We start from the raw sequence: 13,873 nt of genomic DNA, 5'->3' as shown, positions 1-13,873 counted from the left end.
GTAGCCGCATACAGACATCCCGACCCTTCTGAACCCTCCTAAACCCACCTGAACCCTCCTAAACCTTTCTCCCCGTGAGCAACAATATTCCTCCAACGATCATCTACATCTTCGGCGGCTCGGGCGACCTCGCGCAGCGCAAGCTCATCCCCGCCCTGTTCAACCTGCACCTTGACGGCTACCTGCCGGAGCGGGTGGCGGTCATCGGCATCGGGCGCAGTGAGCTGGCCGACACCGCCTTCCGGACGCACCTGCGCAAGGGCGTGCAGGCCCACTCCCGGCGCAAGGAAGCGCTGAAGACACACTGGAACAAGTTCGCGCGCAACATCACCTACAGCCGCCACGACCTCGGACAGGACAAAGCCTATAAGGACATGGCTGCCGAGATCGCCGCGCTCGAAAAAGGCTGGAAGGAGCCGGCCAACGTGATCTACTACCTGTCGGTAGCGCCTAACCTCGCGCCCGTGATCGTCAAAAAACTGCACAAGGCGAAGCTGGCTTCGGACCCGAAGCGGCACCGCATGGTATTCGAAAAGCCATTCGGCCACGACCTCGAAAGCGCGCGGGAACTGAATGCCCTGCTGCGTACGCTCTTCGCCGAAGAGCAGATCTACCGCATCGACCACTTCCTGGGCAAGGAAACGGTGCAGAACCTGCTCGCCCTCCGCTTTGCCAATACGCTCTTCGAGCCGGTTTGGAACAGCAACTACATCGACTACGTGCAGATAACCGCTTCGGAAACGGTCAGCGTCGGGAACCGCGGGGCTTACTACGAAAGCTCCGGCGCCCTGCGCGATATGGTGCAGAACCATGTGCTGCAGATGCTGTGCATGATCGCCATGGAAGCGCCCATTTCGTTTGCCGCCGACGAGATCCGGAACAAGAAGCTCGACGTGCTGCAGGCGGTCCGCCGGATCGAACCCGGCGACGTGCACCAGCACGCCGTACGCGGCCAGTATGGCCCCGGCTGGCTGCAGGGCAACAAGGTGCCCGGCTACCGACAGGAAAAAGACGTGGCCCCGCAGTCCGGCGTCGAGACCTTTGCCGCGCTCCGCCTCTTCGTGGACACCTGGCGCTGGAAGGGCGTGCCCTTTTACGTGCGCACCGGCAAGTGCCTCGCCGAGAAGGAGACCGTGATCACGATCCAGTTCAAGCCGGCGCCCGACTTTGCCTTCCCCGAAGAGGCAAGCCACACCTGGCGGCCGAACCGCCTTACGATCGCCATCGCGCCCACCATGGACATCCGCCTGCGCTTCCAGGCCAAGCAGCCCGGGCCGCACATGACGCTCCGGCCGGTGGATATGCGTTTCGATTACGCCCCCGACGGCGATGAGGACAGCCAGCCCGAAGCCTACGAAACGCTGCTGGAAGACGTGATCGAAGGCAACCCGACGCTTTTTATGCGGGCCGACCAGGTGGAAGCGGCCTGGAAGGTGATCGCCCCCGTGATGGCCGTGTGGGCCAGCAAGCCGCCCGTCGACTTCCCCAATTATGCCCCCGGCACCTGGGGTCCGGAAGACGCGGAGGCCCTCATCGCCCGCGATGGCTTCCACTGGGCCACACTTCCGGAGAGCTGATGGGAGAATGGGGTGATGGGGGAATGGGGTAATTCTAAAAACCATCGCCGGTGAACAGGAACGGGAGCGCTCATCATGATAAGGCAGACGTTAGCTTTCCGAGTGAACAAGGCCTTTCCGTCCCTGGAATCAGTGCCCGGAACGTATTCTCCCATGCTCCCATTCCCCCATTACCCCATCCGCTCTCCCTCCGGCACGTTTTTTACTTTTATACTACTCTAAAGCTTCTACTATGTTATGGCAAGGCAGACGGGAAAGTGGTAATGTGGACGACCGCCGCGGCGGTGGCATGTCGGGTGGCGGGATCGCAGCCGGCGGGGGCATCCTCGGTGTTATTGCCCTGGTACTCAACTTCTTACTGGGAGGCGGCAACGGCGGCGATGGCCAGATGGCGCCCCTTCCGGGGCAAACAACCCAGCAGGTATCGACCGAGCAGCGCGCGGCCGAGGACCAGTTGGCTTCCTTCGTGAAGGTGGTGCTGGCCGATACGGAGGACGTATGGGGACAGCTCTTCCAGCGCGCCGGACAGCGCTACCCGGCGCCCACGCTGGTGCTGTTTACCGACCGGGTGCAGAGCGGCTGCGGCTATGCGAGCGCCCAGAGCGGCCCTTTCTACTGCCCGGCCGACCAGAAAGTATACGTCGACCTTTCCTTCTATAACGAGCTTCGCAACCGCTTCGGTGGCGGCGGCGACTTCGCCATGGCCTACGTGATCGCACACGAGGTGGGGCACCACATCCAGACCCTGATGGGCACTTCGGAAAAGATGGCCCGGATGCGGGGCCGGGTGAGCGAAGCCGAATACAACCAGTTTTCGGTGCGCATGGAGCTGCAGGCCGACTTCTTTGCCGGGGTGTTCGCCCACTACCAGAAAGGCAAGGGCTACCTCGAAGAAGGCGACATTGAAGAGGCGCTCCGTGCGGCCAACGCCATCGGCGACGACAATATCCAGAAGCAATCGCAAGGCTATACCGTTCCGGAGAGCTTCACCCACGGCACCTCCGAGCAGCGGATGCGCTGGTTCAAAAAAGGCTTCGAGACCGGGGATATCAACCAGGGAGATACGTTTAATACGAACGACCTGTAGAACTGCAGAACAGTATCGAAATGAAGAGGGACGGTCGTTCCTCTTTTTTTTATGGACCACCGCACGGGGAGGGTCCAGAAAGAAAGAACGCAGATCTAACGGATTCTATACGATAAGCGCGGATGATTTTGCGGGCAACTTTGGTTCAGAATCGGCAAGTCTCCGCGGTTAAGATCTTTCCATACGATAAACTATGCTGCGCAGAACCGACCTCTTATGCCGGCGCTACGGCCGGCATCCCGACAGGCCCGGCTTCGTCGAGACCAATAGACAAATAGACCGATAGACCCTATTCTTAGCGAAAACCTTAGCTTCTTCTTTTCTTAGCGGTAAAGAAACCCTTCTTTTGCTTAAACCGCCTTCGGACCACACATTCAGGAGAGAATTCGAAATTCCGGTACGGAGTGTTTATTCCGGATCTGTTAAAGCAGCCCAGCCCGAAAGAAATCTGAAATCCAAGATCTGAGATCTGCGATCTTTCCCCTACCTTTGCCGTCCTTTCACAAAGCCAACGGGGGTGGTGCCCTGTAGGCCGCGACTGAAAACCGGCCGTTTCTCCACGGTCCATTTTGTAAAAAGGGAAAAAGAAATTTGATATGAAACGTACATTCCAACCGCACAACCGCCGTCGTAAGACCGTCCATGGTTTCCGCAAACGTATGCAGAGCGCTAACGGCCGTAAGGTGCTGGCTTCCCGCCGCGCCAAGGGTCGTCACAAGCTGACCGTGAGCGACGAGCGTAAACTCAAGTAATCCAGCCACCCCCGTGGCGCGAAGTATATTCAAAAGCCCCCGAGCGGGGCTTTTTGTTTTGCCCGGCCCATCCCCCAACCCCTTCCTAAAGGGAAGGGGTGACGCTGTGGCGCCGTCTTTAGAGCAATCAATCATTTCCTTGGACCTCAATCCTAGGTCCGGCCTAACTTCGATCTTCGTTATCCGGTATTCGTTATACGATATTCACTTCCATGAAGCCCAACGGCCTCCCGAAACAAGCACGCCTCAAGCACCGATCCGCCATCGACGCCCTCTTCAAGGGCGGGCAGCGCTTTTCGGTGTTTCCGCTGCTGACGTGGCACCGGTACCTGCCGGAGGGCACCGATGGGCTCCAGGCCGGGTTCAGCTGCAGCAAGCGGCACTTTAAAAAGGCGGCCGACCGCAACCGGGTGAAAAGACTCATGCGGGAGGCCTACCGGCTGCAGGCGGCCGGGCTCCGCGAACAGGTGGCGGAAACAGGCGGCGGACTGCACCTCTTCTTTATCTACCTCGACAAGCAGCTCCCCGAGTACGACGCGATGTATACCGCCATGGGCCGGGCCCTCAAACAACTCAAAAAGAAACGGCATGAACCAACTTCTTAAGCTCCTGGCGCTGCCCTTTATCTGGATCATCCGCTTTTACCAGAAGGCGATCTCCCCGATGCTGGGTCCCTCCTGCCGCTACACCCCCACCTGCTCGCAATACGGCCTCGAGGCCTTTAAAAAATACGGTCTCTTCAAAGGCTTCTGGCTCACCGTCCGGCGCATCGGCCGCTGCCATCCCTGGGGCGGAAGCGGCTATGATCCTGTGCCTTAGGGGATCTGGCCCCCTGTCCCCCGTAGGGGGAACTTAGGTCGATCATACTTCTTTTGTTTCGAACTTTTCTCAAGGCTGTTTATACGAAAGCCCCGACGGTGTCGGGGCTTTCTACTTCAAAATATTCAATGCTCAATGTTCAACGCTCTATGCTCAAGAGAATTCATTTGAATATTGAGTATTATCTACTTTAGGAATGACAACTACGGTACAAAAAGCCTCGATCTAAGTTCCCCCTACGGGGGACAGGGGGCCGTTACCAGTTATTCATCTGGTCTTTATTGTAGTTATACCGCTGCACGATATCGCCTTTATGCCAGTTGGGACTATAGCGTACGAAGAAGGCCAGCCAGGCAGTGCGGGAGATGCGCATCAGCGGCGGCTGCAGGATGCCGAGCAACACCGCGTTGACGCCGATCCACCAGAAAAAGCGGGAGTCCTGGAGCGACATACCCACGATGAGGTACCAGAGGATAAAAGTGACCACGCTGAACAGCACCGCGATGGCATAGGAGATCATGATGGTGCCGTAGTAGAAGCCCGGCTCCATATCGAGTGGCTGACCGCACACCGGGCACTGGTCGTGCATCTTCATGAGCCCTTTGATGCGGAAGGCCCCTTTGTGCACGAACAGGTCGCCGCGGCGGCAACGGGTGCATTTATTGTTCAATATGCTGAGGATCAGGTTCGGCTTCTCGTCTTGTCTGTACGCACACATGGGGAAAGATTTTACAGGTGAAGGTGCTGCTTCCGGAACTCGTCGGGCGTGCTGCCTACGTACTTACGGAAGAAACGGTTGAAATAGGATGGGTCGTCGAAATGCAGGTTGTCGGCAACGGCGGCTACGGTGAGGTCGGCGTGTGTCAGCAGGCGCTTGGCCTCGAGCAGCACCCGGTCGCGGATAAGGTCGCCCGCGGTGGTGCCCAGCAGGTCGCGGCAGAGCGCATTCAGGTGATTGGGCGTCACATAAAGCAGCGCCGCATATTCGCGCGGCAGGCGCAGTTCCCGGAAGTGCTCGTCGATCAGCTGCCGGAAATGCCGGAGCAACAGGCTTTTTTGAGGAGCCGGCGCGTCGTCTTTATCACCGCCACAAACCCGGTCGGTACGGATAAAGAATTCGAGCAGGCGCAGCCGTACCAGGTCGATCGCACCGGTTTTTCCGAGGCGCACTTCCTCCAACAGATCTTCGAACAGCCCGGCCACCCTTCCCAGCTCGCTCCCGGGGAGCTGGCATACGCTGCGCTCGGGGCGCCCGCTGAAAAAAGCAAAGCGCTCGAGGTAACGGTCGTTGTGCAGAAACGCAGTGAAGAACGAAGGCTGGAAGTGCACGACATAGCCTTCCACGTCGCCTTCGAACTGCCAGCTGTGCACCTGCCCGGGACTCATAAAGTAAGCCTGCCCGGCCCGCACGTCGAAGGTCTCGAAATCGATGGTATGGGTACCGCTGCCCTTCGTGAAGAGCACGAGGTGATAAAACGAGTGGCGGTGCGGACGGCGCAGGTGCGGGTAGTGCTGATCGAGGTAGTCGCGAAAGCGCGCCACCATCAGGCCGTGCTGCGCCTCCGCGTCGATGTGGCGGAGATCGTAAACAGGGATGGTGGCCGTATCGGGATTCTTCTTGATCACAAAGCAAAGGTACCCCGATTAGTACCGCAAGGGGTTGACCAGAATCACCCTTTCCTGGTACTTTTTACGGTTCAGAAGAACTTAGAAAGGTTCTTTGGGTGCTGAAAGTTCTTAGGGTTCTTAGAGGCTGTTTGACTTATTCGATCAGGGCTCATCGGACCGCGCAAGCGCGGGAAGCGGGGCTAACGCCCCTGTCACGACGGCACGACGGCGCAAAGGCACGACGAAAAGTGGAAAGAACAGATCGTTTTTCTACGTCGCGCCGTCGCGCCGTTGTGCCGTAGTGCATCGAGGCCGCCTGCGGCTGACCTTTTCACCTTTTCCTGATGATCATTTAATTCAAACAGCCTTTAAGGCGTAGCCCTAAGGCCAAACGGGGAGGCCGGCATCGGAGCGCGACCGCCACATGCATACTATTTCATCCGTTGCTTGCGGATGCGGCTCAGCGACTCGGGGGTGATGCCGAGGTAGGAGGCGATCTGGTGCTGCGGAAGGCGTTGCTCAAATTGCGGGTAGCGTTCCTGGAACTGCCCGTAGCGCTCTTCGGCCGTAGCACTGAGTGCCGAGGTCACGCGCTCCTGCAGGGTGATGAAGGCGCGCTCGAGCAGCATCCGGAAAAAGCGCTCGAACTTCGGCACCCGCTCCAGCAGCGCAGTCCAGCCTGCCTTGTCGATGCAGTACACCTCCGAGTCTTCCAGCGCATCGATGGCCAGGCGCGCGGGCTTCTGGTCGATGAAGCTTTGCATGTCGCCGATCCACCAGTCCTCGATGGCAAACTGCAGCACCCGCTCCACGCCTTTGGCATCCACCACGTAAGCGCGCAGGCAACCCTTGTTCACGAAATACTCGTAGCGGCACACATCGCCCTCCTGCAGCAGGAACTGGCGCTTCCGGACCGTACGTACCTGCAGCAGCGAAGTGAAATACTGCTGCTCGTCTTCGGTGAGCTCGATACGACGGCCGATGCTTTCCAGGATGCGCTCGTACATCCCTCAAAAATAGGACAAGCTCCGTCAGGGAAGCCGAACGCGGTAAATGGTGTAGGGACTCGTACGCTTGTTGACGCCCGCGTTGAAATCCGGCTGCAGGTGGATCTGCGAGCAGGAGATGTACAGGTAGCCGTCGGCGATGGAATAGCTGTCGGGCCAAAGCAGGCGGCGGTCCTGCACGAGGGTCGTCATTTTGTGATTGCGGTCGATGCGCACGATGCGGTAGTGCTGCAGGTCGCCGAGGTAGAGGTTGCCGGCCTTGTCGAAGATCATCCCGTCGGTGGTGGTAAACCGTCCGAGGTCTTCCACTTTGGCGCCGAGCGCCGTATCCGCGAGCGACCAGTTGCGCAGGTGCTCCGTAGCAATACGGTATAGCTTGTCGTCGGTGAGCGGCTTGTAATAAAGCCAGTTGCCGTCGGGGGTGAGCGCGATGCCGTCGGAGTGGAACTTTGCCGGCTTGCCGTCTTTCATGAGCTCGCGCCCGTCGATGATGAATTTGAACGCGGTGTCCGAAAGCGTGGAGGGATGCGCCCTCAGCACTTCGCGCATCTTACCGGAACGCAGGTCCACCACCACGATGCCGCCCGTTTTGGAGTCGGTGATATAGGCGAAGCCGCGGCCGACGTCGACGCGGATATCGTTCACGTAGCTCGTGTCGGTGATCACTCCGTTGAAGGAGTAGCTGCGCTCCATCTTTCCTTCGGCACTCATGCGCACCAGCTTGGCGCCCCCGCCCGTCACGCGCTTCAGCTGCGGCGCGGCAGGGTCGAGCACCCAGGTACGCGCACTATCGTCTACATATACCGACTGCACGCAAACCCATTTTTTAGTGCCGGGCTGACCGGGCTTCCACACATTCGTCAGCGAGTCGGGGTACGGTACGCGCGTCGTATCGCCCGTAGCCTCCACTACGGCATAGCGGTAGGGCCCGCCCCAGAGCGGGTAATTCACGAGCAGGCGGCCACCGGGCTCCTTGGCCACGCCGGTGAGCTGGTAGTGATGATCGCTGAACACCAACTCGAGCTGCGCCGAAGCCGAGTCGGTGCGGGCTTCCGTAGTTGTGGTCACTGTGCTGTCGGTGGTGGTGGCCGTCGACGTGGCCGCTTGCTCGCCATCGTTGCAGGCTGCCAGCAGCAGCGTACCCGCAAACAGGATCGACCGGAGGTGCATGCGCATAGAGGATGTTTGCTCCCGACGCAAAAAAATCATACCCGGAAAAGGTGTATTGGTCTATTGGTTTATTCGTTTATTAGTCTAGTGGCCTAATGGTAAGGTCGTGTTGATGGAAAATGCATTCGGACTGTCGGAGGCTGTTTCTATTGGAGCCGAAAGCCGCTTTCAGGTCGCCCATTGCTCCGCTTTGCAGAAGCCGGGCTTGAACGAACGACGAGCATATTTCTATGCCGAATCTTCCCGGCAAAAAAGAGAGCCTGCACCAGCAGACTCTCTTACAAATAGACAAATTAGACAAATAAACTATTTCCCCGCAGCTTCATAGAGCTCGGACACCTTGCTCCAGTTCACGGCGTTCCAGAAGGCGGCGAGGTACTCGGGACGGCGATTCTGGTACTTGAGGTAATAGGCGTGCTCCCACACGTCGCAGCCGAGGAGGGGCGTGCCCTTCACTTCCGCGATCTCCATCAGCGGGTTGTCCTGGTTGGGCGTCGAGGTGACCTCGAGGTTGCCGTCGCGGACCACGAGCCAGGCCCAGCCGGAGCCGAAGCGGGTAGCGCCGGCGGTGTTGAACTTCTCCTTGAAGGCCTCGAAAGAGCCGAAGGTCTTGGTGATGGCCTCGGCCAGGGCGCCCGTGGGCTGGCCGCCGGCATTAGGGCCGAGGATGGTCCAGAAGAAAGAGTGGTTCCAGTGGCCGCCACCGTTGTTGCGCACAGCGGGCGAGATGGATCCGGCGTTCTTCACCAGCTCCTCGAGCGACTTGTTCTCGTGCTCGGTGCCGGCGATGGCTTTGTTCAGGTTGTCGACGTAGGCCTGGTGGTGCTTGCCGTGGTGGATCTGCATCGTTTGCGTATCGATATGCGGCTCCAGTGCATCATGTGCATAGGGCAGTGCAGGAAGGGTAAATGCCATAACAAAGGTTTTTTAGTTGGGCAAATGTAGTGACGAAACGAAGAGAAGATCTCAGAACTGAGATCGCAGATCTGAGATCATATTCCGCGGCATCGGGCAGCAGGATGTGAAAGGTGGTGCCTTCGCCGGGCCTGCTGTCGGCCCAGATATGCCCGCCGTGGTTATCGACCACCTTGCGCACGATCGAAAGCCCGACCCCGGTGCCGCGGTATTCGGCATTGCCGTGGAGGCGGGTAAACATGTTGAAGATGCGCTCGGCATCGCTTTGCTCGAAGCCAATGCCATTGTCGGCGACCTCGACGTGGTGCACGAAGGGCGGGTTGCCCGCTTCCGGCAGGTATTGCTGCACGAGCGGATCGCTTCCCGGCAGCCGCCCGGCGCGGATCTCGACCACCGGGGGAACGCCGGGCCGGCTGTACTTGAGTGCGTTGGACACCAGGTTCTGGAACAGCTGCTGAAACTGGCGCCCGTTGCCCCGCAGCGTCGGCAGTGGACCTACCTGTACCCGCGCGCCTTTCTGCTCGATCTCAAGCTCGAGGTCATGAAGCACCTGCTCGAGGCGCCGGTTGAGGTCGATGGTTTCCTGCTCCGCCGCGCCACGCGTTGCCTGCGAATAGGTCAGCAGGTCGTCGATGAGTGCCCCCATGCGGCGGGAGGCGCTCTCGAGCCGCTCGAAGAGGAGGCGCTGGTTGTCGCTCAGCTGCGGCTGCAGCTCCCCGCGGAGCCGGTCGGCAAAAAAGTGGATCTTCCGGATCGGCTCCTTCATGTCGTGGGAAGCGGCATAGGCAAACTCCTCCAGGTTATTGTTGGAGCGCTTCAGCTCCTGGTTGCTTTTGATGAGGGCGTCGTTTGCGGTGGCCAGCTCACCGGTGCGCTGCACCACGATCTCCTCGATCTGTCGGCGTGCCCGCACCTGCTCGCTGACGTCCACGGCCACGGCGATGAGGCCGGTGATGTTGCCGTCGCCATCGCGAAAGGGCTCGTATACGAAGTTGATGTAGACCGTTTGTACGCTTCCGTCGCGCGGGAGCTGCACGGGCCGCTCGTTGGCGGTAAAGGCGACGCCGTTGCCGACCACGTTCTGGAGAATCTCTTCCAGCCCCTGGTGGCGGGCCTCGGGCAGGCCCTCGAAGATCGGCTTGCCCTGCAGCTCGGCCTGCCCTCTTCCCCAAAGGGCATACATCCGTTCGTTGGCGATCTCCACCACGAAGCCAGGGTTGCGCAGGATGCACATGGCCACCGGGGCCTGCAGGATGGTATTGCGGAGGTTCTGCTCGCTCTCGAGGATGCGGCGGGCCGCCAGCACCTTCCCGGTGGTTTCGATACAGGCGCAGAAAAGGCCGCCCACGGCACCTTCGTCGTTGAGCACCGGGCTGTAGGAGAACGTGAAATAGGTCTCTTCGAAATAGCCGCGCCGGTTCATCACGAGCAACTGGTCCTCCGACCACGTAGAGATACCGGCAAAGACCGAGTCCACCAGCGAGCCGAGGTCGGACCAGATCTCTTCCCAGGCGATGCGGCCGGATTGGCCGAGCATGGTCGGGTGCTTCTCGCCGGCGATGGGAACGTAGGCGTCGTTGTAGAGGGCAATGAGCTCGGGGCCCCACCAAACAAACATCGGGAACTGGGAGTTGAGGAGCAGGCTGACGGTGGTGCGCAAGCTTTGCGGCCAGGTCTCTGGTGGCCCGAGCGGGGTACGGCTCCAGTCTTTTGACCGGATCAGCGCACCCATTTCGCCGCCTCCGTTGAGGAAGGGAAGCGCTCCGTGCGTGGGATTATTCATTCAGGTATGGTCGGGTTCTAGGCGGCAAAATTAGACTAAAGCGACCAAGATGTATGGCTGAGCTCGCGATCAGCGCTTCCGGGCGAAGAACTCCTTCATGAGCGAGCGGCATTCGTCGGCCAGGATACCGCTGTCTACGATGGTTTTGGGATGAAACGGCGAGTGCGGCCCGGTGACGCGGCGGTGGCCGTTCTTTTCGTCGGCGGTTCCGTACACGATGCGGCCGATCTTGCTCCAGTACAACGCGCCGGCACACATCAGGCAGGGCTCCACGGTAACATAGAGTGTGGCGTCGGTCAGGTACTTGGCGCCGAGAAACGAGAAGGCGGAGGTAACGGCGATCATCTCGGCGTGGGCGGTACAATCGTTGAGGCGCTCCACCTGGTTATACCCGCGCGCGATGATCTTTCCGCCCAGCACCACCACGGCGCCTACGGGCACTTCGTCTTCCTCAAATGCCCGCTGCGCCTGCACGAGGGCCTGCCGCATGAAGTATTCATCGTCCATGGGGCGAAGATACGGCCCCGCCCCGGCCCCCGGCCCCCTGTCCCCCTAAGGGGGAACTTGGGGCGGTGGGTTCTTTTTTCCTTCGATCTTTTCCTATGTGGCTGGATGCGTCATCGGTGCGCTGTGCCTGGAGTTGACGCCGCTTAACAAACTGGTCGTGTGAGAACGGCAACGTTTGGCACTCCACTCTTCCACCGCGCGGAGTGCCTGAGGCGTGAAGTCATTGCGAGGCAGCAGGCGCCGATGGCAGCCTGCAACGAAGCAATTTCCTGCGTAACGCTTGAGTAAAAACAGACGCCCACTGCACTGCAGGCTCTACCGGACCTGCCGCAAGAACTTGTCGTAATCCGCATGCCTCGGTTTTCAAACACTCCACGTAACGGTGGAGATGGCTTCTCCGCCAGCAGGCGGATCGCAATAACGAGAAGGGCATAGCGCGGGAAATGGCTTCGTTGATAAGTCCTTACGGAGTCAGAAAGTTAATTTGCGTCTCCGCGTCTTTGCGTCTCCGCACGAAACCCGCGTCAAAATTTGGGAAAAGACAGCCGCTTGCGGCGGTCAAAACATCGTTGCGAGAAACGGCGAGCGGAGCGAACCCTACTTCTTCACGTATGCCTTCTTGTTATTCAGCAACATCCACCGGGCCGTTTCGTACACCCCTTGCGTGGCAGGCCCCATTCGCTTTTTGATGGAGTCGAGCGCGGCGCGCGAGAAGGCGGGCGCGCCGGGCAGCAGGTGCACCTCCTCTTTCGGAAAGTTGAGGTTGCGGGTGTAATAATACTGGTCGGTGACGAGGCCGATGCGGCCCTCGTCGTGGTGGATGATGAAGGCAAACGCATCGCCTTCGCGGCGCAGCACGTCGCGGCCCAGGGTTGTGTTGGTGTACCGCACCCCGGCAAGGCCGGCAATGGTGGGCAGCACGTCGATCTGCGACACCACGTCGTGGCGGCGCTGCGGCGCGAGGCGGCCCGGCGCATAGATCAGGAAGGGAATGTGCTCGTCGGTGAGGCGCTCGCGCGTCCAGGTGTCGCCATAGAGCGCAGCAGCATTACCCGACACGCCATGATCGCCGATGAAAACGAAGATGGTGTTGTTGAAATAAGGCTTCCGGCGCGCGGCCTCCATGAAGGTTTCGATGCAATGGTCGGCATAGCGGAAGGCGTTGTATTCGGGCAGCGACTCGAACCCGTATTTCTTCAGGCTGTCGTCGGGAACGGTTACGGGAACGAAGTCCCGCTCCCCTGCCGGAATCGTGAACGGACGGTGGTTGTCGGCCGTCTGAATCAGTGCGAAAAAGGGCTCCGTCTGCTGCGCCAGCATCTGGTCGGCGTTCAGGAAGAGGTCCTTGTCGGAGATCCCCCATACGTCCACCGGTTTTTGCGGAAACTGCCCCTCGGTCACCATCTGCAGGCCGTCGATGTTCTTCAGGATGCCCGAGAAGTTGTTGAAGCCGGGATCGCCCCCGAGGAAATAGAGTTTTTTATAGCCCTCGAAATCGTTGATGATGCAGTGCTGGTCGAGGGCCGCTTCGTTGCGGGTCGAGAACTTGGAGAGCTGCACGTCGGGGATGCCGGTGAGCGTGGCGAAGAGTCCGCGGGCCGTGGAGAAGTGGGGCGAAAAGCAGCGGTCGAAGAGCACGCCGCCCCTGGCCAGCGAATCGACGTAGGGCGTGGTACGCAGCGGGTTGCCCGACAGGCTGCTCTTGTACATGCTGAACGACTCGCAGAGCACCAGCACCACGTTGGGTCGATCCATCGAAGCCGATGCAGGCGTCACGCGGCGCTGGTAATAAAAGCCGTCGCTCTGAAGGCCCAGCAATGCCTTTACCTCCGGGAAATGATCACGGGCAGCGCTTTCGTTGGCCTGCGGCTTCCGGAATTTCAGCGTGGTGAAGAAGTTCTGCAGCGGGTTGAGGGCCAGATAGGCGCGGAAGGAGTCGTGCAGGCCGAAGGCATCTTTCCACCGCAGCGGGGCCGTAACGCCGCCCCAGCTCCAGAAGCCAAGCAGCAGGGCGAAGCCCAGCACTGCCTTGCGGTTGTAGGGAATGCCTTTCCCTTCGGTCTTCGAAACTACGTACCCATGCGTCTGCCGGAAGATCCAGCGCAGGAAGAACACGGCTACCAGGAGGCCCAGCAGCATCCAAACGATGGGATACGATTGCCAGAGCATCCGGGCCGAGATGCCGGGGTCTTCGGCGAAGTTGAGGGCGGAGGCGTTGAGGCGGGTGTTGTTGTACGAAAAGCAGCCGAAGTCGGCAGCGAAGAAGAAGATGACGAAAAAGGTGACGGCGGCGAGGTAGCCGGTCCAGAACTTTTTGTTGCGTAGCGAATAGAAGGGCGACAGCGCCGGCACCAGGCTCAGCAGCACCACCGGAAGCAGGAGGAGCGAGATCCAGCGGAGGTCGTAGCGGAAGCCGAGCAGAAAGGACGGCAGCAGGTCGAGCCAGCCTTCGGTGCCGGGCTTGAATACGAGGCCCATCACGAGGCGGAAGCCGGTGAACAGCACGGCATAGATCAACAGGAGGTTGCTGACCCAGAGCAGGGTTTTCGGAAGACGCGTACGCACGAGCATGGCTGGGCTTGTTGAGGCAGCAAAATTGACGCATCCGGACCGTATTTCTATGGAGAAAACGACAGAAGGCCGCTTTG

Annotated in this window: 13 protein-coding genes; 5 read left to right on the top strand and 8 right to left on the bottom strand. The window is 59.8% G+C overall.

Annotated elements, in window-relative coordinates; translation table 11 throughout:
- Nucleotides 1–74: 74 nt before the first annotated feature.
- The 5 genes from zwf to yidD all read left to right on the top strand — a co-directional run bounded on the left by zwf (nt 75) and on the right by yidD (nt 4,235).
- Entirely contained in the window at nt 75–1,577 is a 1,503-nt protein-coding gene (zwf, locus tag ABD937_RS06045; protein ID WP_345254252.1) for a glucose-6-phosphate dehydrogenase, read from the top strand.
- Nucleotides 1,578–1,809: 232 nt separating this feature from the next.
- Nucleotides 1,810–2,664, top strand: a complete 855-nt coding sequence (gene ypfJ / locus ABD937_RS06040) for a KPN_02809 family neutral zinc metallopeptidase (protein WP_345254250.1) — start codon at nt 1,810–1,812, stop codon at nt 2,662–2,664.
- 596 nt (nt 2,665–3,260) lie between these two features.
- Entirely contained in the window at nt 3,261–3,416 is a 156-nt protein-coding gene (gene rpmH / locus ABD937_RS06035) for a 50S ribosomal protein L34 (RefSeq protein WP_131850803.1), read from the top strand.
- A gap of 212 nt (nt 3,417–3,628) precedes the next feature.
- A complete protein-coding gene (rnpA, locus tag ABD937_RS06030) occupies nt 3,629–4,021 on the top strand; it encodes a ribonuclease P protein component (RefSeq protein WP_345254239.1) in 393 nt (130 codons plus the stop codon).
- Nucleotides 4,005–4,235: a membrane protein insertion efficiency factor YidD gene (yidD, locus tag ABD937_RS06025; protein ID WP_345254237.1), complete on the top strand. Its 231-nt coding sequence runs from the start codon at nt 4,005–4,007 to the stop codon at nt 4,233–4,235. Before rnpA ends, yidD begins: the two co-directional genes overlap by 17 nt.
- Nucleotides 4,236–4,491: 256 nt before the next feature.
- Here the strand turns inward: yidD and ABD937_RS06020 are convergent, their stop codons facing one another.
- The 8 genes from ABD937_RS06020 to ABD937_RS05985 all read right to left on the bottom strand — a co-directional run bounded on the left by ABD937_RS06020 (nt 4,492) and on the right by ABD937_RS05985 (nt 13,796).
- Nucleotides 4,492–4,953 carry a DUF983 domain-containing protein gene (locus ABD937_RS06020; protein WP_345254236.1) on the bottom strand — a complete coding sequence of 154 codons (462 nt, stop codon included), beginning with the start codon at nt 4,951–4,953 and terminating at the stop codon, nt 4,492–4,494.
- An 11-nt stretch (nt 4,954–4,964) separates the two neighbouring features.
- Nucleotides 4,965–5,861 (bottom strand): AraC family transcriptional regulator, encoded by an 897-nt coding sequence (locus ABD937_RS06015; RefSeq protein ID WP_345254234.1) that lies wholly within the window; start codon nt 5,859–5,861, stop codon nt 4,965–4,967.
- A 413-nt stretch (nt 5,862–6,274) separates the two neighbouring features.
- Nucleotides 6,275–6,850 (bottom strand): Crp/Fnr family transcriptional regulator, encoded by a 576-nt coding sequence (locus ABD937_RS06010; protein ID WP_345254232.1) that lies wholly within the window; start codon nt 6,848–6,850, stop codon nt 6,275–6,277.
- 24 nt (nt 6,851–6,874) lie between these two features.
- Complete coding sequence (locus ABD937_RS06005) at nt 6,875–8,026, bottom strand: L-dopachrome tautomerase-related protein (RefSeq protein WP_345254230.1); 1,152 nt, start codon at nt 8,024–8,026, stop codon at nt 6,875–6,877.
- Nucleotides 8,027–8,326: 300 nt separating this feature from the next.
- Complete coding sequence (locus tag ABD937_RS06000; RefSeq protein ID WP_345254229.1) at nt 8,327–8,935, bottom strand: superoxide dismutase; 609 nt, start codon at nt 8,933–8,935, stop codon at nt 8,327–8,329.
- Nucleotides 8,898–10,718: a sensor histidine kinase gene (locus ABD937_RS05995; RefSeq protein ID WP_345254227.1), complete on the bottom strand. Its 1,821-nt coding sequence runs from the start codon at nt 10,716–10,718 to the stop codon at nt 8,898–8,900. Before ABD937_RS05995 ends, ABD937_RS06000 begins: the two co-directional genes overlap by 38 nt.
- Before the next feature lie 69 nt (nt 10,719–10,787).
- Entirely contained in the window at nt 10,788–11,225 is a 438-nt protein-coding gene (locus tag ABD937_RS05990) for a nucleoside deaminase (protein WP_345254226.1), read from the bottom strand.
- A 597-nt stretch (nt 11,226–11,822) separates the two neighbouring features.
- Nucleotides 11,823–13,796 carry an LTA synthase family protein gene (locus tag ABD937_RS05985; protein WP_345254224.1) on the bottom strand — a complete coding sequence of 658 codons (1,974 nt, stop codon included), beginning with the start codon at nt 13,794–13,796 and terminating at the stop codon, nt 11,823–11,825.
- Nucleotides 13,797–13,873 lie beyond the last annotated feature (77 nt).

The sequence above is a fragment of the Flaviaestuariibacter amylovorans genome (assembly GCF_039541815.1).
Lineage (GTDB): Bacteria > Bacteroidota > Bacteroidia > Chitinophagales > Chitinophagaceae > Flavisolibacter > Flavisolibacter amylovorans.
This window is presented reverse-complemented; position numbering and strand designations above follow the sequence as displayed.